The 20,220-nt window shown below is 49.2% G+C and carries 20 protein-coding genes; 13 read left to right on the forward strand and 7 right to left on the reverse strand.

The window, feature by feature from the left end:
• Positions 1 to 201: 201 nt before the first annotated feature.
• From fliF to fliR, 13 genes are all read left to right on the forward strand, one after another.
• Entirely contained in the window at positions 202 to 1,872 is a 1,671-nt protein-coding gene (fliF, locus tag GEV47_RS01935) for a flagellar basal-body MS-ring/collar protein FliF (protein WP_153233019.1), read from the forward strand.
• Complete coding sequence (gene fliG, locus GEV47_RS01940; protein ID WP_153233020.1) at positions 1,872 to 2,894, forward strand: flagellar motor switch protein FliG; 1,023 nt, start codon at positions 1,872 to 1,874, stop codon at positions 2,892 to 2,894. Before fliF ends, fliG begins: the two co-directional genes overlap by 1 nt.
• Positions 2,895 to 2,899: 5 nt before the next feature.
• Positions 2,900 to 3,802 (forward strand): flagellar assembly protein FliH, encoded by a 903-nt coding sequence (locus GEV47_RS01945; RefSeq protein WP_153233021.1) that lies wholly within the window; start codon positions 2,900 to 2,902, stop codon positions 3,800 to 3,802.
• 2 nt (positions 3,803 to 3,804) lie between these two features.
• Positions 3,805 to 5,310, forward strand: a complete 1,506-nt coding sequence (gene fliI / locus GEV47_RS01950) for a flagellar protein export ATPase FliI (protein WP_153233022.1) — start codon at positions 3,805 to 3,807, stop codon at positions 5,308 to 5,310.
• Between the two features lie 43 nt (positions 5,311 to 5,353).
• Positions 5,354 to 5,806: a flagellar export protein FliJ gene (fliJ, locus tag GEV47_RS01955; protein WP_153233023.1), complete on the forward strand. Its 453-nt coding sequence runs from the start codon at positions 5,354 to 5,356 to the stop codon at positions 5,804 to 5,806.
• Between the two features lie 21 nt (positions 5,807 to 5,827).
• Entirely contained in the window at positions 5,828 to 7,108 is a 1,281-nt protein-coding gene (locus tag GEV47_RS01960; protein ID WP_153233024.1) for a flagellar hook-length control protein FliK, read from the forward strand.
• 251 nt (positions 7,109 to 7,359) lie between these two features.
• Positions 7,360 to 7,890, forward strand: coding sequence for a flagellar basal body-associated FliL family protein (locus GEV47_RS01965; protein ID WP_153233025.1), 531 nt, complete (start codon positions 7,360 to 7,362; stop codon positions 7,888 to 7,890).
• A 113-nt stretch (positions 7,891 to 8,003) separates the two neighbouring features.
• Positions 8,004 to 9,011, forward strand: a complete 1,008-nt coding sequence (gene fliM, locus GEV47_RS01970; RefSeq protein ID WP_153233026.1) for a flagellar motor switch protein FliM — start codon at positions 8,004 to 8,006, stop codon at positions 9,009 to 9,011.
• A complete protein-coding gene (fliN, locus tag GEV47_RS01975) occupies positions 8,998 to 9,423 on the forward strand; it encodes a flagellar motor switch protein FliN (protein WP_153233746.1) in 426 nt (141 codons plus the stop codon). The genes fliM and fliN overlap by 14 nt, the downstream gene beginning before the upstream one ends.
• A gap of 31 nt (positions 9,424 to 9,454) precedes the next feature.
• Positions 9,455 to 10,009, forward strand: coding sequence for a flagellar biosynthetic protein FliO (gene fliO / locus GEV47_RS01980; protein WP_228124525.1), 555 nt, complete (start codon positions 9,455 to 9,457; stop codon positions 10,007 to 10,009).
• 80 nt (positions 10,010 to 10,089) lie between these two features.
• Positions 10,090 to 10,782 (forward strand): flagellar type III secretion system pore protein FliP, encoded by a 693-nt coding sequence (gene fliP / locus GEV47_RS01985; protein WP_407646197.1) that lies wholly within the window; start codon positions 10,090 to 10,092, stop codon positions 10,780 to 10,782.
• A 111-nt stretch (positions 10,783 to 10,893) separates the two neighbouring features.
• The gene (gene fliQ / locus GEV47_RS01990) at positions 10,894 to 11,163 is read left to right on the forward strand and encodes a flagellar biosynthesis protein FliQ (protein WP_153233028.1); all 270 of its coding nucleotides are present in this window, start codon (positions 10,894 to 10,896) and stop codon (positions 11,161 to 11,163) included.
• A gap of 23 nt (positions 11,164 to 11,186) precedes the next feature.
• Positions 11,187 to 11,981 carry a flagellar biosynthetic protein FliR gene (gene fliR, locus GEV47_RS01995; RefSeq protein ID WP_153233029.1) on the forward strand — a complete coding sequence of 265 codons (795 nt, stop codon included), beginning with the start codon at positions 11,187 to 11,189 and terminating at the stop codon, positions 11,979 to 11,981.
• Positions 11,982 to 12,095: 114 nt separating this feature from the next.
• On the opposite strand, the gene flgL is transcribed toward fliR, so the two are convergent.
• From flgL to GEV47_RS02030, 7 genes are all read right to left on the reverse strand, one after another.
• Positions 12,096 to 13,310, reverse strand: a complete 1,215-nt coding sequence (flgL, locus tag GEV47_RS02000; RefSeq protein ID WP_153233030.1) for a flagellar hook-associated protein FlgL — start codon at positions 13,308 to 13,310, stop codon at positions 12,096 to 12,098.
• Between the two features lie 36 nt (positions 13,311 to 13,346).
• Complete coding sequence (gene flgK, locus GEV47_RS02005) at positions 13,347 to 15,329, reverse strand: flagellar hook-associated protein FlgK (protein ID WP_153233031.1); 1,983 nt, start codon at positions 15,327 to 15,329, stop codon at positions 13,347 to 13,349.
• Between the two features lie 235 nt (positions 15,330 to 15,564).
• Positions 15,565 to 16,584 (reverse strand): flagellar assembly peptidoglycan hydrolase FlgJ, encoded by a 1,020-nt coding sequence (gene flgJ / locus GEV47_RS02010; protein ID WP_153233032.1) that lies wholly within the window; start codon positions 16,582 to 16,584, stop codon positions 15,565 to 15,567.
• A 2-nt stretch (positions 16,585 to 16,586) separates the two neighbouring features.
• Positions 16,587 to 17,735: a flagellar basal body P-ring protein FlgI gene (locus GEV47_RS02015; RefSeq protein WP_153233033.1), complete on the reverse strand. Its 1,149-nt coding sequence runs from the start codon at positions 17,733 to 17,735 to the stop codon at positions 16,587 to 16,589.
• Between the two features lie 24 nt (positions 17,736 to 17,759).
• Positions 17,760 to 18,461: a flagellar basal body L-ring protein FlgH gene (locus GEV47_RS02020; protein WP_153233034.1), complete on the reverse strand. Its 702-nt coding sequence runs from the start codon at positions 18,459 to 18,461 to the stop codon at positions 17,760 to 17,762.
• Positions 18,462 to 18,490: 29 nt separating this feature from the next.
• A complete protein-coding gene (gene flgG, locus GEV47_RS02025) occupies positions 18,491 to 19,273 on the reverse strand; it encodes a flagellar basal-body rod protein FlgG (protein WP_153233035.1) in 783 nt (260 codons plus the stop codon).
• Positions 19,274 to 19,458: 185 nt separating this feature from the next.
• The gene (locus GEV47_RS02030) at positions 19,459 to 20,202 is read right to left on the reverse strand and encodes a flagellar basal body rod protein FlgF (RefSeq protein WP_153233036.1); all 744 of its coding nucleotides are present in this window, start codon (positions 20,200 to 20,202) and stop codon (positions 19,459 to 19,461) included.
• Positions 20,203 to 20,220 lie beyond the last annotated feature (18 nt).

Genomic DNA, 20,220 nt, shown 5'->3' on the forward strand with positions numbered 1-20,220 from the left:
GAATAAACAGCGCCTGCATTAAAAAATATCTATTCGTTAGGGCTCAACAGCCGTTTGTTGCACCTGGTCGTGATCCCTACTCCCCAAATTTAAGGAAGCCTGCTGTATGACATCCAAGCAGAAATGTGAAGTGAAGAAAAATAAAAATACCAGCCACTTATGCATACAGTCATCGACGAATAGCCTAGTTGAGGTGTCAGCATGAGCACGGCGACACAAAGCGGTACTGACGCAGCCAATCCCATTACGAAACTGATAGCGCAATTACGCAGCAATCCCAAGCTACCTTTGATCATTGGCGGCGCGCTAGCGATAACACTCATTTCCGCTTTGTGGTTGTGGAACAGTGCGCCGACATATCGGGTGTTGTTCAGCAACCTGTCTGATCGTGACGGCGGTGCAGTAATCGCGTCATTGCAGCAAATGAATATCCCTTATAAATATTCTGATGGCGGCTCCGCCGTGCTGGTTGAGGCCAGTCAAGTGCACGATGCGCGTTTTCGTCTGGCAGCGCAGGGCTTGCCTAAAGGCGGTTCAGTTGGCTTTGAGCTAATGGAGACACAAAAATTCGGTACCAGCCAATTCGCCGAGCAGGTAAATTATCAGCGCGCGCTGGAAGGTGAAATCGCCCAGTCCATCGAATCGATTGCTTCAGTAGTAACGGCCCGCGTACATTTGGCCATTCCAAAACCTTCATTATTTGTTCGCGACCAGCAAAAGCCGAGTGCTTCCGTGATCTTGACCTTGCAACGCGGCCGCAGTATCGACGAAGGCCAGGTCAGCGCTATCACCCATTTAATTTCCAGCAGCGTGCCAGAGCTCAATGCAAAAAATGTGACGGTAGTCGATCAGGCAGGTAATTTACTGTCATCTCCAAACACCAACAATCGTGGGCTAGATGCCAGCCAGTTGAAATATACCCATGAAATTGAGCAAAACTATATCCGCAGAATTGAAGCAATTTTGCAACCTATCGTTGGTAGCGGCAATGTCAAAGCACAAGTTACAGCAGACGTTGACTTTACAACCGTAGAAAAAACCGACGAAAAATATGGCCCTAATCAAGATCCGAATCAAGCTGCTGTGCGCAGCATGCAATCCAGCGATTCCAATCAACAGGGTGTGACCCCACCAGGTGGCGTACCAGGTGCATTGTCAAATCAAGCGCCAAATGCACCAACCGCACAAATTAATGCCCCACCAGCTGGCGCTACGGCGAACAATGCCCAGGTTGCCCGCGGTCCAAGTAATACTCGTCGTGATGCAACCACCAACTATGAAGTCGATAAATCAATACGCCATACACAACAAGGCGCTGGTGGTGTCAAACGCTTGTCGGTCGCAGTCGTAGTCAACTACCGTAACGCGGTAGATGCAAAAGGCAAGCCGACGACACAAGCGATTCCGGCCGCAGAATTAGATCAGATTAAAAATCTGACTCGCGAAGCAATGGGCTTCAGTACTGAACGCGGCGACTCGCTCAACGTCGCTAACAGCCAATTCGTCACCAATGAAAATCTGGAACCAGAACTGCCATGGTGGAAGCAACGCGACAATATCGCCCTGGGTAAAACGTTAGGCCAGTATTTGTTGTTCGCCGTGATCTTCGCATGGCTTTGGTTTAGCGTGTTGCGCCCATTATTACGCAAACATTTAGAACCGCCAGTAGCAGCATCGACACCAACGCCGGCAATCCCGGCGGTAGAAGAAATCAAGCCGAATAACGTACAACTGAGTGCAGAAGCACAAGAGCGGCGGGAGCAACGATTGCACGAAAATATGCAGCATGCACAAACCATCATCGAACAAGATCCGCGCCTGGCCGCGATGGTGATTAAAAACTGGATAAACGGCGACAAGGAGCAGCAATAATGGCGATCACAACCACGACAACAGAAGCCGGCATTAAAAAAAGCGCCATTTTATTAATGTCGCTGGGTGAAGATCATGCTGCTGCAGTATTCCAACATTTGGATACAGAAGATGTGCAAAAGGTAGGTCTGGCAATGACCAGATTGCATAACCTCACTCGCGATCAAATCGCAGATGTACTGGACGAGTTTCGCCTGGAAACGGAACAGTTTTCATCCATCACGCTGGACTCCGATGCTTATTTACGTGCCGTTCTGGATAAAGCCGTCGGCAGCGATCGTGCCTCCGGCCTGTTTGAAAGCATCACCGAATCCATGCGTAAAAACCACAAAGTCAACGGAATCGAAACGTTGAACATGTTAGAAACGCTGGAGATATCAGAGCTGATCCGTGATGAACATCCACAGATTATCGCTACCTTGTTGATCCATCTTGATCGCCCTAAAGCATCGGCGGTACTGGAAGTATTTGATGAACGTCTGCGTCAGGATGTCATGATGCGCATCGCCACTTTCGGCGGCATTCAGCCAGAAGCACTTGAAGAGCTGATGGAAGTCTTGTCGAATCTGCTATCCGGCCAGGGCATCAAACGTAATCGCCTGGGTGGTGTACGCGCTGCGGCCGAGATGCTCAATCTGATGAGTGGCACACAAGAACAAAACGTCATCGATCATGTTCGCAATCAGGATGCCGATCTGGCACAACGCATTATCGATGAAATGTTCTTGTTCGAAAATCTGATGGATATAGAAGATCGCGGCATTCAACTCCTGTTGAAAGACGTCGAATCGGAAACATTAATCATCGCCTTGAAAGGCGTGAAACTGGAATTGCGCGAAAAATTCTTACGCAATATGTCGCAACGTGCGGCAGAAATATTGCGTGAAGATCTGGAAAACCGCGGTCCGGTTCGTTTATCGCAGGTGGAAGCTGAGCAGAAGAAGATCTTGCAAATCGTGCGTGGTCTGGCCGATGCTGGACAACTCACGCTTGGCGCCTCTAAAGATGAACAGTTTGTATAACGATTATGGCCAACGCTACGAAAACCAGTCCATCCTCATTTCAGCCGTTCCCGATGCCAGCAGTACGGCACGGCTCAGCCGAAACTTTTATGCCTCTGGCGAATACTTACGCCAGGCCAGCTGTGCTGCAACCGGTTAATCGTCATAACGTCAAGAAAAAACGGCCGCCAAAAATTGCTTCTCAAAGCTCCGTGCATGCCTGGGAACGTTGGAACGCCGGCATGTTTAAAGACGGCATGCCAATTGACGATACGCTGATCAATTTAACAGTCGATGATGATGCATTGCCAGAAACCGGCCTTGCATCAGGACTGGAACAACTGCAAGCGCACCTGCTGATCGATGAAGAAGAGCTGGTACGCTTGCGCGAAGAGGCCAGACAAGAAGGCCTTAATGAAGGCTTGAAGTTGGGGTATCTGGAGGGTCAAAAACAAGGTTATAACGTCGGCATCGCGCTGGTTGAAAATGAAGTGGAAAAACTGCGTACTTTGCTCACGACATTACCGCAGGCATTGCGTAATAACGATCAAGAAATTGCCGACGATTTGCTCACATTGGCATTGGATGTCGGACGCCAATTAGTAGTGCAGGAATTGTCGATTGAGCCCGAATTGATTTTGCCGGTTGTACGGGAATTGCTGCAAACCGAACCAGCATTATCCGGACAGCCGCAACTACTGCTGCATCCGGAAGATTTCAGCCTGGTTGAAAAATATCTGATGGAAGAATTGCAAGCAGTCGGCTGGAACATCAAAAGCGATCCGCATTTACAGCGCGGTGATTGTCGTGTCAAAGCTGAAAGTGGCGGGATCGACGCCACTTTGGATACCCGCTGGCAGCGTATCACTGCGGCGCTGGGGCACCACGAGACCCAATTCCATCGCCGTCGTGATGATGTGAAAGAATAAATATGGTGACCTACCGGGCCAGACAAAACGCCAAGTTAAGTGAGTCGATAAGCAACTCATTGAGCGAAAAACTTAGCGGCAATCTTCATCAACAGCGATGGCAGCTTGCGTTGGCACATGCCAGTGGCAAAGTTGCACGCAGTACGCCAATTCGTAGTTACGGCCATTTGACGCGCGCTGTCGGCCTGGTGCTGGAGGCAGTCGGGATTCGCCTGCCGGTTGGCAGTGATTGCCTGATCGAGCTTGCTGCTGGCTGCGCGGAGCGCACCACAGAAGCGGAAGTCGTCGGTTTCAGTGGCAATCGTATTTTCTTGATGCCGAGAACGGAAGTCACCGGCTTGATACCAGGTGCGCGCGTCTATCCAGTGGAAGCATTACCCCCTTCTGCCGCCAACCTCGGGGCGAATAACGCGGAAGCGGACAAAACTCATCACAGTGCCGTCACAGGCGCCAAGCGATTGCCAGTCGGCAGTGGAATGCTGGGGCGCGTGGTCGATGCGACCGGTCGGCCGTTGGATACCTTAGGTCCGCTCAATTTCGAACGTGAAGTACCACTTTCCTCTGCCCCTATTAATCCCTTGCAACGCGCACCTATCGATTCGGTCCTGGATGTCGGCGTACGCGCAATCAATGCCTTATTAACGGTGGGCCGCGGCCAGCGTATGGGCTTGTTCGCAGGTTCTGGTGTCGGTAAAAGTGTGTTGCTTGGCATGATGGCCCGTTATACCAGCGCAGACGTCATCGTGGTTGGTCTGATCGGCGAACGCGGACGCGAAGTCAAAGAATTTATTGAACATACGCTGGGCGAAGACGGCTTGGCACGCGCCGTCGTGGTTGCAGCTCCTGCGGATACTTCACCGTTATTACGATTGCAAGGTGCAGCCTATGCCACTTGTATTGCGGAATATTTCCGTGATCAAGGCAAAGATGTGCTGCTGATTATGGATTCGTTGACGCGCTATGCGATGGCACAACGTGAAATCGCTTTGGCAGTCGGTGAACCGCCTGCCACCAAAGGTTATCCGCCTTCTGTATTTGCCAAGTTGCCAGCGCTGGTTGAACGTGTCGGTAACGGCGCGGCCGATTCCGATGGAAAAAGCGGTTCTATTACTGCATTTTATACAGTGCTGACGGAGGGCGACGATCAACAAGACCCTATCGCCGATTCAGCCCGTGCGATCTTGGATGGTCACATCGTGTTGTCGCGTAGTTTGGCCGAAGCGGGCCATTATCCAGCGATCGACATTGAAGCCTCGATCAGCCGTGTTATGTCCGCAATTATCCCTAAGCAGCAATTCGCCGAGGTACGACTATGCAAACAAATGTTATCGCGCTATCAACGCAATCGTGATTTGATCAGTGTCGGTGCTTATGCTGCCGGTCATGATTTACAACTGGATAAGGCGATTGCTCTGTACCCAAAAATTGAGGAATTCTTGCAGCAAGAGATGGATGACAGAACCAGTTACGAAGATGCAACTGCAAAATTGACAGGTATTTTTTCTTAAGGGCGTTTCTTAAGCAGAATTTACGAATTGATACGGTAAAACAATGACAAAAAACACTTTACCACTGCCGATGTTGATTGAGCTGGCAGAAAAGAAAACTGACAATGCGACCCGGCGCCTTGGTCAATTACAAACGGCATTAAGCCATGCAAAAGAGAAAGTAGTAATGCTTCATGCTTATCGCACAGAGTATTACCTCAAGCTGCATGCACAAATGGAACAAGGCGCGCCCTCTTCCTATTGGCGCAATACGCAGCATTTCATCACCACTCTGGATGGCGCGATCGTTCAGCAAGAATCCATCGTCAGGCAAGCTGAAGAAAGTTTGATACATGGTCGGAAAGACTGGATTCAGGCGAAGCAGAAAGTATCTTCTTTTTGCACTCTGGAGGAAAGAGTCAAACAGCAAGAGGCACAGGTACAAAGCAAGCGCGAGCAAGGTATTAGTGACGAACATGCAGCACGACAGTTTAGTTTGCGCGAAGTAGCGATATAAATAATTTTCTCAAGGAACACTATGTCTTTATTACTCAATCCTGTGACTGCAAATCAAGCCGGGACACAAGTTCAGTTTGCCAGCAAAAATGCTGGCCATCAGGAAAATAATGCGGATAGCTTCGATCAGGCAATGAAGCACTCTTTATCAAAAAAGGAAAATGGCGCTACCGATAATGACAAGCCTGCTGACAAAGCCAATGCGCGTCCGGCTAAACGTCCGCAGTCGGTCGCTGCACACGATGTACAAGAAACGCCGAAAGTATCGGATTTAGGTACGCTGGCCAGCACGGTCGATATCAGCAGCCTGAAAACCAGTGCCGATGCACAATTTGAGCGGGCAATTGCCGCGCACGGCAAACAGGCAAAGCAGGAATTCGACTACGCGGGGAAGAATTTAATACCCGAAGCTTATCCTGCCGACAAAGCAGCGACATTGCTAGGCCTGCAGCCAACAACCGGCAATGCCGGGGCCGGAAAAAATAATGCAAGTTCCCCTGCGGCAGCTCTGGCCTTATTATCGCCGCGCGACAAAGCAGAAGCCGCCACGCAAGATGCTAGTACCATCGCATCCAAAGCGATTGCTGCTGCCGATACCGATGCTCTATTACCAAAAAATGCGGCCGGTAACGGACAATCCGGGCAACACAAACAAAATGATACATCTGATTTATCCTCGTCCGTCGTCGCTGCCCGTGATCTGCAAGCAAGCACACCTAAAATGACGGAACCGTTTAATTCAAGCCTGTCATCGTCCATGACAGCCTCCATGATGCAGGTGGTACCCGCGATGCCTTTGTCCATTAACACTAGCGCCGACACACCTGTCGCAACATTGGCAGTCCATCCGGAAGTGGGTAGTGAAAAATGGGGGGCCGCCATCGGCGAGCACATTTCGTGGATGAGCGACAATCAGCAATCAAGTGCAGAATTACATTTAAACCCACCAGAACTTGGGCCATTAAAAGTAACATTAAGCTTTACAGAAAATCAGGCACAAGCGCATTTCACCTCGGCCCATATGGCGGTACGCGCAGCATTAGAAGCCGCCTTGCCGCAGTTACGCACTGCACTACAAGACAACGGTATCACCCTGAGTCAATCTTCGGTGAGTCCAGATACACAAGGTCAGCCAAGCGCCTTTACTCAGAACCAGCATGGCGGCGAACATTCATCTGCGTCAGGCCAGCAACATCGTCAACCAAATCGCGATGCATTTGGCGGCGATGCAAATACGACGACAGAATCACCACAAACCGTCATAAAACGTCGCAATCTTGGTGAAATCGATACCTTTGTTTAACGTTTCAAAAATAAACATTTCTTAGCAGGATACGCGTTCGTAACGGGAACAAGATACTGTTCCCGCTTCGATACCGTTACGGCAATAGCCAGCCTCGCAATCTCCCCCACACCTGCTCTGCCAAACACTTTGTTCTAAACAACGTAAAAAACCAAAACGCCAAGTTAAAGCAATTTATGCCTTTTAATCAGCCGATAGTTAGCGACCCAATTCCTTGAGAATATGGGCTGTTAATTAATGCGGGACTATTCATGGCAACTATAAAAGCTGAGCAAGCAAATTCATCCAAGAAAAAAATAGGCCTGATCCTGGCAATTCTGATCGTGCTTGCGGCCATCTGTATCGGTGGGGCATATAATTTTGGTTATCTATCATTTCATCCGGCAAATGCAACGTCTGAACATAATCCGGCCGACGCAGCTAATAAAAAAACAATACAAAATGCAGAATCTCAAGCTGCTCTGGAAGCGCCAATTTTTGTCACGCTTGAACCTTTTACGGTGAATTTACAGCAGCAAGGTCGTGATCGCTTCTTGCATGTCGGGCTGGTCATCAAAGTCGCCGATGCGAAAACAAAAACTCTGCTAACAGATTTTTTACCTGAAGCCCGCAGCCGTGTGTTGACATTGCTCGCCGATCGCTCTTCAGAGTCGCTGGATACACCAGAAAGCAAGAGAAATTTAGCTGCAGAAGTTGCAAAATCATTGAGCGTTCCATTTTTCGCCGGACAGGCACCGCTGCGTATTTCAGGTGTGTTGTTTACGACTTTCATTGTGCAATAAGTCTGCAATCGAACGCATCATCGCCCGATGCATTTGCATAATAATTTAGACGTAATTTTGACTGCTAGCCGGATAGGGTTAGCGCTTAACAACAGAAAAGCCGGGACCAAAGAATGGCATATGAACAGCGATTATCTCAAAATGAGATAGATGCACTACTGAAAGGACTCTCCGGTGACGATGCTGAAAAAATCAGCGCTGCACCAACGCAGTCTGCCGGTGTGCAAGCCTACGACTTAGGGAATCAAGAGCGTATTGTGCGTAGCCGCATGCAAACGCTGGAAATTATTAATGAGCGTTTCGCCCGAAATTTACGTAGCGGCTTATTCAACTTTATGCGTCGCAATGCCGATATTTCCGTAGGTGCCATACAGATACAAAAATATGGCGAGTTTATGCGCCATCTGCCTGTGCCAGCCAATATCAATTTGCTGCACATGAAGCCTTTGCGCGGCACTGCATTGTTTGTATTTGACCCTAATTTAGTGTTTTTGGTCGTTGATAATTTGTTTGGTGGCGATGGCCGTTTTCAAATGCGGGTTGAAGGACGCGATTTTACACAAACTGAACAACGCATTATCAAACGTTTGCTAAACCTTGCATTACAAAGTTATAGCTCTGCATTCAATCCCGTTTACCCGATTGAATTTGAATATATGCGTTCAGAAATGCATACCAAATTTGCCAACATTGCTACGCCCAACGAAGTCGTTCTCAATACCACATTCAATATTGAATTTGGACCGATTGGCGGTGAACTGCATGTCTGCTTACCGTATTCGATGATAGAACCGATACGCGATTTATTGATCAACCCTGTGAAAAATGAAGTCGGGATTGATAAGCGCTGGATCAAACAATTATCGAGCCAGGTGCAAAGTGCCGATGTCGAATTAACCGCCAACTTCATGGAGTTGCAATCGACCATAGGCCAGTTGCTGAAACTGCAAATTGGCGACGTATTACCGATTGAAATGCCCGAAACTATATTTGCCAATGTCGATAATGTGCCAGTAATGGAATGCAGCTACGGCACCTCCAATGGGCGCTATGCGTTAAACCTACAAAAAATGATTAATCATCGCAGCGGCGATGCCAGCCAAGGAAATGACCATGAGTGAGCAAGAAGATCCAAACAAGAATTCCGCCAATGTTGCTGACGAATGGGCCAGCGCTTTAGCAGCACAAAATGCAGCTCCGTCCACCGGCGCTGGTACTGGCACTGGCACTGAGGGTGCGTTCCAGTCGGTGCAAAGTGATAACGCGGCTAAAACCGATATCGACATGATTTTGGATATCCCCGTCAAGCTTACTGCTGAATTGGGCCGTACTCGCATCACCATCAAAAATTTGCTGCAACTGGCGCAAGGCTCTGTGGTCGAGCTGGATGGCTTAGCCGGTGAGCCTATGGATGTATTGATCAATGGTTACCTGATTGCTCAAGGCGAAGTGGTCGTGGTCAATGACAAATTCGGGATTCGCATCACCGATATCATTACGCCGTCCGAACGGATTCATAAACTGAATCGCTGATCCTGTTTAATCTTATAGCCGATTGTCCATCATGAATAAGACTTCACCTTCCAGCGCAACAGTCAACACGGAAGCAACCGCTGCTGCCGGCTTTGTCGCGCCCATGAAGTCGGAGAGCACAGCCGCCATAATAAGTGCAACCGGCGGTCCGCCATCATGGGGCGCCGCTGGCTTGATGCAGGCCGGCTCTGGTCTGGTCGTGGTGATCGGCGTCATTTTTTTGATCGCAGCCATCGCTCGTCGCCTGGGATTTCAGCGTAACGGCAAAGGTGATTTACTCAAAGTCATTAGCAGCACTAACGTTGGAAAGCAAGAACGGGTAGTCATCGTTGAAGTAGACGACACTTGGTTAGTGCTGGGTGTCACTACCGGTCAAATCAACACCTTGCATACTTTACCTGCGCAGGCAAAGGCGAGAGTTACAACACAAGCAAACACAAACAAAGCTACATCTTTCGGTGCGGCATTTGCCGCCAATTTCGCTCAGAAATTGCGCGAGGCAACGTATAAATCTGTTGGCAAAAACTCAGGAATCGCACCTTCCAATGGCGTCGTCGCTTCTTCATTCGTCATAAAGGCCGACTAATGCATAAACTGGTATTTAATCGCCGTGCCGTCTGGTGTACCTTCGCAGTTTCGGCATGCATTTTATTGACGATGCTACCGATGCTGGCAAACGCGCAAGGCATCCCTGGGGTAACTACCACACCTGGTCCAAATGGCAGCCAAAACTGGTCGCTTTCAGTGCAAACCATGCTGATGCTGACATCGCTGTCGTTCTTGCCTGCGATCTTGCTAACCATGACCGGCTTCACTCGCATCATCATCGTGCTCGGCCTGCTGCGTACCGCCATCGGCGCTCAATCGTCACCACCAAATCAAATTCTGGTTGGCCTGGCGCTGTTTTTGACATTTTTCGTCATGTCACCAGTCCTGGACAAAACCTACAAGGACGCTTACAAACCGTTTTCTGAAAATAGAATCAGCATGGAAACTGCTTTAAATCGCGGAGTAAAACCGTTCAAGGAATTCATGCTCAAACAAACACGCGAAGCTGACTTAGCCATGTTTGCCAAGCTGGCCAACACTCCTGAGATGCAAGGACCGGAAGAAGTGCCCTTGCGGATTCTGGTGCCATCATTTGTGATAAGTGAATTAAAAACAGCGTTCCAGATTGGCTTCACAATTTTCATTCCCTTTCTAATTATCGATCTGGTGGTCGCCAGTGTCTTGATGTCTATGGGGATGATGATGGTGCCACCGGCGACAATATCATTGCCATTTAAGCTCATGCTGTTTGTATTAGTCGATGGCTGGCAATTATTGGTGGGTGCATTGGCCCAGAGTTTTTACACGTAGCTGATAAGCTATTCCTGCCTCCTTCGTTATACATTGTCGCATCCCCGCTCGACGAATACTAGTGCGGGTGCAACGACCTTCCACTCCCATCTCTCAATTTAGAGTATACACATGACACCAGAATCAGTAATGACCTTGGGTTTCCAGGCGATGAAGCTTACGCTGCTTATTGCTGCGCCATTACTATTGGTTGCACTGATCATCGGTCTGGTCGTGAGTATTTTTCAGGCCGCGACCCAAATCAATGAAACCACTTTGTCTTTCATTCCTAAATTATTGGGGGTGTTCGCCGCCCTCATAATCGCCGGTCCATGGATGTTAAGCACCTTAGTCGATTACATGCGTGAAACAATTATCAGTATCCCGCTTCTGGCATCCTAAGCCGCAAACCTACGTTACCCGTCATGGATCCTGTCCTATTCGTTAACTCAGAACAGCTGACTAGCTGGATAGTCGCATTCCTCTGGCCATTCGTGCGAATGCTGGCATTGATCAGCACCGCACCAATTTTTGGCGAGGCGAAAGTTCAACGACCGCTCAAAGTGGCACTGGCCGCCCTACTCGCATTTGCCCTTGGTCCTACAGTGGGAGAAATGCCCGATGTGCCGCTGTTTTCCGCCCCGGGTTTTTGGATCATTTTCCAACAAGTGTTAATCGGCTCGGCCATGGGTTTCTGCATGAAACTGGTGTTCGCTGGCGTGCAAGCGGCGGGAGACTATATAGGCTTGCAAATGGGTCTGTCGTTTGCCTCGTTTTTTGACCCTGGCAGCGGTGGCCAAACTGTCGTGCTGTCGCGTATTTTGAATATGTTGGCGCTGTTAATTTTTCTGGCACTCGATGGTCATCTGCTATTAATTGCTACTCTGGCAGAGAGTTTTCATCTCTTGCCAATATCTGACGCCCCCTTGGCACGCGATGGCTGGTACACCTTAGTGATGGCCGGCGGCCAGGTATTCTCCATCGGATTGATGCTGGCATCGCCACTGATTGCCGCATTATTAACGCTTAATCTTGCAATGGGCATACTCAATCGCGCTTCCCCGCAGTTGAGTATCTTCGCGGTTGGTTTTCCAGTGACATTGCTATCTGGTATGTTGGTCCTGCAAATGATGATGCCGCACTTAAGCTTGTTTCTGGAACAAGGATTTGCCAACGCACATGCGACAGTAATGCAGGTGTTGCTGGGATTGCGCGCTTAATTTGAATTTAATTAACGGCAACGCTTGTTAGATTTTTCTACTTTTACATAGCAATGACAACATGGAGGAAACATAAAAAAAGAAGCCTAAGCTTCTTTTTTTGAAATGCGCTATTTATTTCACATAGTCCATCAACGATAAACTCTGGACCTTCATGATCGTCAACATGGTTGCTTGCATCGCCATTTTTTGGCGCTCCAGCTGAGAGATCGCACCTATCATATCAAGTCCAACCAGATTTTCCAGGGAACCTTCTTCCGATACTCGGCGATCTTCACCGCCTTCATCCAGCATATCTAGCTCCGCCATACGGGCGCCAACGGATGTGGCCACTGTCAGCACATTATCCAACGCATTACTGAATTTCACATTTGCGGTACTCAATGCATTGTTTATTTTTGCGAATGCGGGACTGCCGCCACCTGAAGCCGGCTGACGCAATGCTGAAATGACATCGCTTAATGCGCTAAACATGTCGGTGCCAGCATTTTTTGCAGTCGTCACATGAATGACATCCCCATCTACCGGCGTGCCAGTGACTGCCATTTGCATACCGCCAAAAGTAATCGTGCCACCATCTTTATACGGCCCGGTTGCAATTACTACTGGCGGCGTATCTTTCGTCATGACCTTGTATTCGCCAGCGAGGAAAGTGATATCGAAATCTTTACCAAAATTCGGATCGTTTGCATTGACCACTGAAGTGCCCTTAAACATCGCACTACCAGTATTCGATGCCGGTGTAGAACCTATATATTTTGCATTAGCTTGCACCGATTGAAAAATACTACGGCCGTTATCATTTGCCGCCATTTGGCGTGCTGCATCGACCTGCATTAAACGTTCGCCCTGGTCACCGACATATGACACGCTGCCGTCAGCCTGTTTGATAAATGGTGGCGACGCGCTTTTGAATCCCGCGTAGAGGTATTGACCATTCCCATCACGGGTATTCGCCAATCCCATCAATTGATCCATTTGGCTTTCCAGCTGCGTGGCAATCGCGGCGCGGTCAACGTCGCTCAACGCATTGTCACCCGCCTGAACCAATAGCTCTTTAATTTTATGAGTAGTGCTGGCAACATTGCCCAACACATTATCGGAAAGCCCCAAACTTTGATTGGCCTGCGTACGGCTGGCAGCAAATTGGGCATTGACGGAAAGCGATTTGCCGATACCGAGGGCGCGAATCGCCGCGATAGGGTCATCCGATGCTGTCATCACGCGTGTTTGCGTGCCAACCTGCATTCCCAGACGCGATAACGCAGTTTGTTGTGACTGCAATGAATTCAGGCTTCTGTCATAAAAAGTTTGTGTGCTGATACGCATATTAATTTCCAAATTGGTGTAGCGAAATTGACCGGGTTAGTTAATGCCCAAAATAGTGTCGAACATTTCGTTCGCTGTTTTGAGAACCTTGGCGTTGGCCTGATACATTTGCTGATAGATCAATACATTGGCGGTTTCTTCGTCCTGATTCACGCCAGAGATGGATTGCAAACGTTCCAAAATGTTTTGTGCCAACTGCCCTTGCGAAGTCGCTGCCATGCTCAACTCTTGGGTTTTACTAGCGACCTTGCCAACCAATTTTCCATAAGCATCACTAAAGCTGGCTGTGCCACCATCCATGGTTTTTGTATTCTGCAACGCCCCCATTGCCAAGGCATTACGACCATCAGAAATACCGTTAATATTCGGCTCAATGGTGAATTGATCGCCTGCCTTTGGTTCGCCAGAAACTGAAACCGTAATCCCGCCGAAACTCATGGTGGCGCCAGAGGTGTAGGGAACGTCGGATCCCGCAGGATAAACTGTGGACGAACCATCTGCGGTCGTCACGGTGATATCCATATTCGACGGCGCTCCAGAGCCAGTCGGGAAACCAGAAAACGTACCGGTTACGTTATCAAAGACCAGTGTTACAGGACCAGTCAATGGATTACCCATATACGGCTTATTAATCTCTGCCGTAGAAATCTTCCCTGTACCGGTATTGCTTGCAACGGTGTTAGTGACTAGTGCACCGCCAGCAGCTACTTTTTCCGGATCAGCAATCAACACGTTGAGACCAGACGCACCATTACGGGTTGGCTGAATCAGAAACGAGTCGCCCGGCTGTCCTAAACCTGCCGCATCTATAGTCAAGCCATCAAATTTCAGTGGGAAATCCGCATCGTTATAGTTACCCATCACACCATTACCGGGCAAGCGTGTGACAATATATTCCAGACTACCTGGTGTGCCAGAAACGGTAATTTTGTAATCACTGCCAGTCAGCTTGCTGACATCAGAAAATTTAGGGGTCAACGACATGTTGCCCTTATTCTTGTCATTGGAAAGCGCGCCAGGTGAGCTTTGCGAAAAGAAGTCCGTGCCGAACTGCCCTTTCATATCCACGCCCAGTTTTTGCTGCGAATTGATGGCATCGGCTAAGGCAATCGCAATCCGGCCCAGCGCATTTTGCGAAGGAATCAGACTCTCATTTCGATATTGCAGCACGCCACCCAAGGAACCACCGGTGAAGGTGCTGTCGCTCAATTCTGATTCGCTGCCATTCTGATTGACCAAGGCTACCGCCATGCGACTCGGATCGGCGGCCGAAGGTACCGCCTTAAACTGTTTCGCAGCATCTCCCGACACCAGCGACATACCATTGCCGGTAGTGATGTTGTATCGCCCGTCGCTCCCGATATTGACTTTGGCCTGCACCAATCCGCTCAGATTATGGGCCATCAAATCGCGTTGATCCATTAAGTCATTTGGCTGCTGACCTCCGGCGCTCGCTTGCAAAATCTGTTTGTTCATATCGGCGATTTGCCTGCTCAACAAATTGATCTGATCAACACTTGCCGTGATCTGATCATTCACACCTAGATTCATATTATTCAATTCGCCATTGGCCGAGCGATACTTATTTGCCAATGCTTGCGCTGAAGAGAGTAACTGTTGGCGAGCAGATGGGTCGGCAGGATTATTGGCCACGCCTTGCATGCTGTTGAAGAAACCTTCCAGCGATGCCGCCAGTTTTGGCCCGACAGTAATGCCGCCCAGCAAAGTATCAATTTGGCTGACACCCGTAAAATGTGCGTTCAAAAACTCGGCTTTACCAATGGCTTGATTTAATTCGCCAGAAATGAAATTGTCATAGCTTCGAACCATACCGGAAATTTTTGCGCCATTTCCAAAATAGCCAACGCTAGGAACATAATTACCGCCGTTGGCACCAATCACCGCATACTGACGGCTATAACCTTGCGTCGCAGAATTGGCAGAGTTATGGGCTGTCGCCATCAGCGAGCCTTGAGCAACATTCATGCCGCTCAAACCGATATAAAACATATTAGGCATGGTTCATCCTGTAAATATATAAATGCAAGTAAACGCCATGTGGCGATATATATTGGGTATAACGGAAATTGCTCTGGGAAATTAAGAGGATTCGAGAATTTTATTTATTGCTGAGAATTTTTTGTTGACATTTTTTTGTCAGCTGTCGTGTCAGTGACACCAACTTATTTTCAAACTGCAATCGCATGTAGAGCGCACATGTTTTGTATCCGCCCTACTGCATGACGTCAAATATCTAAGCAATTTTCCGCATAATCGATACCAACTTATTCCCATATTGTGGGTCAGTTGCATAGCCGGCTCGTTGCAAGCCATGTGCCGCTTCGGCGGGATTATTTGACGCTAACACTTTAGCGTAACGTGGATTGGTTTTTAGGAAATTGGCGTAATCAGTGAATGCTTCTTCGTATGAGCCATAGGACCGAAACTTGTCGTTCACGCTGATTTTCACATCGTTTACATATTCACTGGTATCAGCTGTTACCACATTACCCTGCCACCCCTTATGCGCTTTGATGCCAAAGACGTTGTGACTGCTAGAACCATCCGCATTTTTAATTTCACGCTTGCCCCAGCCTGATTCGAGAGCTGCCTGCGCCAAAATCAATTGCGCTGACACGCCAGTAACGGCGCTGGCTTTCTCAGCCGCATCAGCCATACGGTCAACGAACTGTTGCACATGTGCCGGCGTACCGTTCGCACGATTTCCCTGGCCGCTAGCGATGTCGTAAAACGACAAATTGGATACAGTCGCTTCGCTTTTTAACGCTGCTTCTGATAATTGTTTAACCGATTGCTGCGGCTTAAGATTGAGCTTACGGTTCTGCATCTGACTGCCATCTAATGGCAGACCGCGTGCAGGCTCCCTGTCTTTCAATACATCCTGAATATCCGCCTGAGCCTGCTCACGCTTGCGTGTATCTTGTGTCAATTGCGCTTGCATCATCTCGGTCAAACCAAGCCCGCGGCCGGACAAATTTTGCGCCAGCTGCTGATCCAGCATCGACGTAAACTGTTTGGTAGTCTGTGTATCAAACATACCGCCCTCGGTCGGCATTGCTTCACGCATACTCTTCAACACCATCTGCATGAACATCGCTTCAAACTGACGCGATACTTGCTTGACTCCAGCTTCCGGCGAGTTCTTGACGGTACGTCGTAACGCGTTGACGCCTTGCACATCGAGCGCAAAACGTTGATCCAGATCGGCGCCGCTACGCGCTGTTGATTGAATGGAAGACCCATTGATACCCATGATCAAATTACCTCGAGTTCAGCATTCAATGCGCCTGCTGCTTTCATCGCTTGCAAAATCGATACCAGGTCTTGCGGATTTGCGCCCAGACGATTAAGGCCTTTAATAATTTCAGCCAAAGATGCGCTGGCCTTCACAACCTGCAAGGCACCACTGCCGCGATCGAGTTCGATTTGTGACTCACTCGTGGCAACCGTTCTGCCACCACCGAAGGAATTCGGTTGACTAACATTATTTTGCGTGTTGATCGTTATCGATAAATTACCATGAGCCACCGCAAAATCACGCACCTTTACCGCCTGATTCATGACCACCGAGCCGGTACGTGCATTGATAATCACTTTGGCTGCCGCTTGATCTGGTGTTACTTCGATATTTTCTATTTTCGCCAAAAATCCTACTTGCGCATCGGGCCGGATCGGTCCATTCACCTGAATCACGCGAGCGTCTAACGCTTGTGCAGTTCCACTGCCAAAATGACGATTGATGGCATCCACGGCTTTTTGTGCGGTGCCGAAATCGGTATTATTCAATTCCAGCATAAAGGTGCCGGGATGCTCACCGGCACCGAGTGGTGCAGCCACGGCACGTTCAACCAATGCCCCGGCAGGAATTCGACCGGAACTTAATTGATTCACCTGCACCTTGCTACCGTTGGCCGACGCACCTGCACCACCGACGATCATGTTGCCTTGCGCAACCGCATACACATTGCCGTCGGATCCTTTTAACGGCGTCATCAACAAGGTCCCGCCGCGCAAGCTCTTGGCATTTCCCATCGACGATACGGTGATATCGATGGTTTGACCTGGCCGTGCAAAAGGTGGCAAGGTCGCCGTGACCATCACCGATGCGACATTTTTCAATTGCATTTTGCTGGCAGCTTCGACCGACATACCTAGTTGCGACAGCATGTTGCTCAGACTTTGGGTGGTAAACGGCGTTTGCATAGTTTGATCGCCAGTCCCATCCAAACCGACGATCAAGCCATAGCCAATTAAAGGATTGTCGCGCACGCCCTGGATATTGGCTAATTCTTTGATGCGCTCGGCCTGTGCCGGTATAGCAATAAATAATAACGCCGCAGACAATAGCGTCACGCCAGAGGCCGCAGCATATTTACAGATCAAGTCGAAAAATTTAACAGCCATAGCCTAGGTATCCATTACAAAAAATCAGAACGGTAAAACATTCAGGAAGAAACGCTGCAGCCATCCCATGTTCTGAGCTTCGTCGATGTAACCTTTGGCGCTGTATTCTATGCGCGCGTCGGCCACCTGACTGGAAGACACGGAATTGTCGCCTCTGACTGTACGTGGATTAACTACACCCGAGAAACGAATGAATTCCGTACCTTGATTAATCATCATTTGCTTTTCACCGCTGACCAACAAATTACCGTTGTCATAAACCTCAGTCACTGTGACGGTAATGGTGCCATTGAAAGTATTGGCCGCGTTGGCACCGCCTTTGGCGGTTAATGCGTTCTTACCGCTCGCTTGGGTATCTAATTTACCGTCGCCCAACAAGCCGCTAAGCACTTTAGTCACTGCACTCAACCCGGTACTCGCGCTGCCGGACCGACTGGCATTCGTACCGGAATTTTTGCTGGCGTTGACATTTTCACTGATCACTATCGTCAAGATGTCGCCCACACTACGCGGGCGCCTATCTTCAAACAACGCCTGTGAACCTAAGCCAGCTTGAAAAATCGCGCCATTCGTTGATGCAACCACAACACGGTCAGGTGCGCGCGCTGTCATCGGCAATTGCACCAACGGTTCGCGTGGTACTTGTGCGCAGCCGCTCAACAAGGCGCCTGCAGACACCAGCGCTACCATGCTGAAACGAATTTCGATACGATTTATCAAGGACATGCTCAAAGACTCCGGCACAATTACTCTCATTACAATTGCGTCAGCTTTTGCAACATTTGATCCGATGTTGTCACGGCTTTACTATTGATTTCGTATGAACGCTGGGCCTGAATCATATTGACCAATTCTTCCACCACGTTGACATTCGACGCTTCGACATAACCTTGATTTAGCAGACCGGCGCCGTTTTGCCCTGGTACTGTTTCGTTCGGGGTGCCGGATGCCGCCGTTTCGGCATATAAATTACCGCCTTTGCTTTCCAAACCGGTTGCGTTCATGAAGGTGGCGATCTGAAGCTGTCCCACTTGCACTTCCGCCGCATCGTTGTCTGCTTTTACCGAAACAATGCCGTCTATACCAATGGTGATGCTTTTTACATTAGCCGGAATTGTGATGTTCGGTTGTACCAAAAATCCGCTGGAAGTTACTAACTGACGATCCGCATCTAATTGAAATGCGCCGTCACGGGTATACGCCGTGGTGCCATCTGGCATTTGTATCTGGAAAAAGCCATCGCCTTTAATCATGACATCGGTGGCATTATCGGTTTGCGTAGGCGCGCCTTGTGTATGCATACGCTCCGCCGCGACCACGCGCACCCCGGTACCGACTTGCAAGCCCGATGGCAAACGCGTCTGATCAGAACTCTGACCACCTGGTTGACGTAAATTTTGATACATCAAATCTTCAAAAACCACGCGACTACGTTTGAAACCTGTCGTGCCAACGTTGGCGAGGTTATTACTGATAGTGTCCAGGTTAGTTTGTTGTGCATTCAAACCTGATTGCGCAGTTGAGAGGGAACGTAACATAATAAAACTCCAAAATGATGGCCAAATGAATGACCTTGTATATGTAAATTATGTGGGAATGCAGGGAAAACAGATGGCTTGAACAAACAGGGATTTACTCCCTGTTTCTTGGTTTGAATCATTTTTTCCTGGCTTTGGCTCGCCCCTCACAAGCGGGAAAGGGGTGAAATCAGAACGTCTGATTCTTAACTCATACTCAACAACTGATTAGCCTTCTGCTCATTACCATCTGCACTGCTGATCACTTTCATTTGCATTTCAAAACGACGGGCATTGGCAATCATGTCCACCATAACGGCGATAGAATTGACGTTGCTGCCTTCAATCGCGCCACTGGTAACACTGACAGCAGGGTCGGCCTCCGCCGAATCCATGCCTGGGCGCATACGGAACAAACCATCATCACCGCGCACCAGATCAGACGCAGCTGGATTGACCAACTTTAAACGTCCAACTTCTGCCGCATCGGTAGCGGGATCACCAGCGCCCAGCGCAGTGATCAAACCATCTTTTCCTATCATGACTTGCGCACCAGGTGGCACCGCAATCGCACCAGCGTCGCCCAGCACAGGCAATTTACCCATCGTGATCAATTGGCCGTCTGCAGCAACCTGCAAATTGCCGACGCGGGTATACGCTTCACTGCCATCTGCGCTTTGCACCGCCAACCAACCGTCCCCATTGATAGCAATATCCAAAGCGCGGCCGGTTTCGATAGTGGGACCGTTACTCATATCCGCGCCTGGCGTAGTGGCGGCCGTAAATACCCGGGTTGTCGCCTCATCGCCAACTACAGGTACGGCACGAAATGCATTGAGCTGAGCGCGAAAACCCGGTGTCGACACATTCGCCATATTGTTGGCGATAGAAGCTTGTTGTTCCAGCGTTTGCTTGGCACCGCTTAAGGCGGTATAGATCATGCGATCCATGCTTTACTCCTACTTGAT

It is taken from the genome of Glaciimonas soli (assembly GCF_009497155.1).
GTDB lineage: Bacteria > Pseudomonadota > Gammaproteobacteria > Burkholderiales > Burkholderiaceae_D > Glaciimonas > Glaciimonas soli.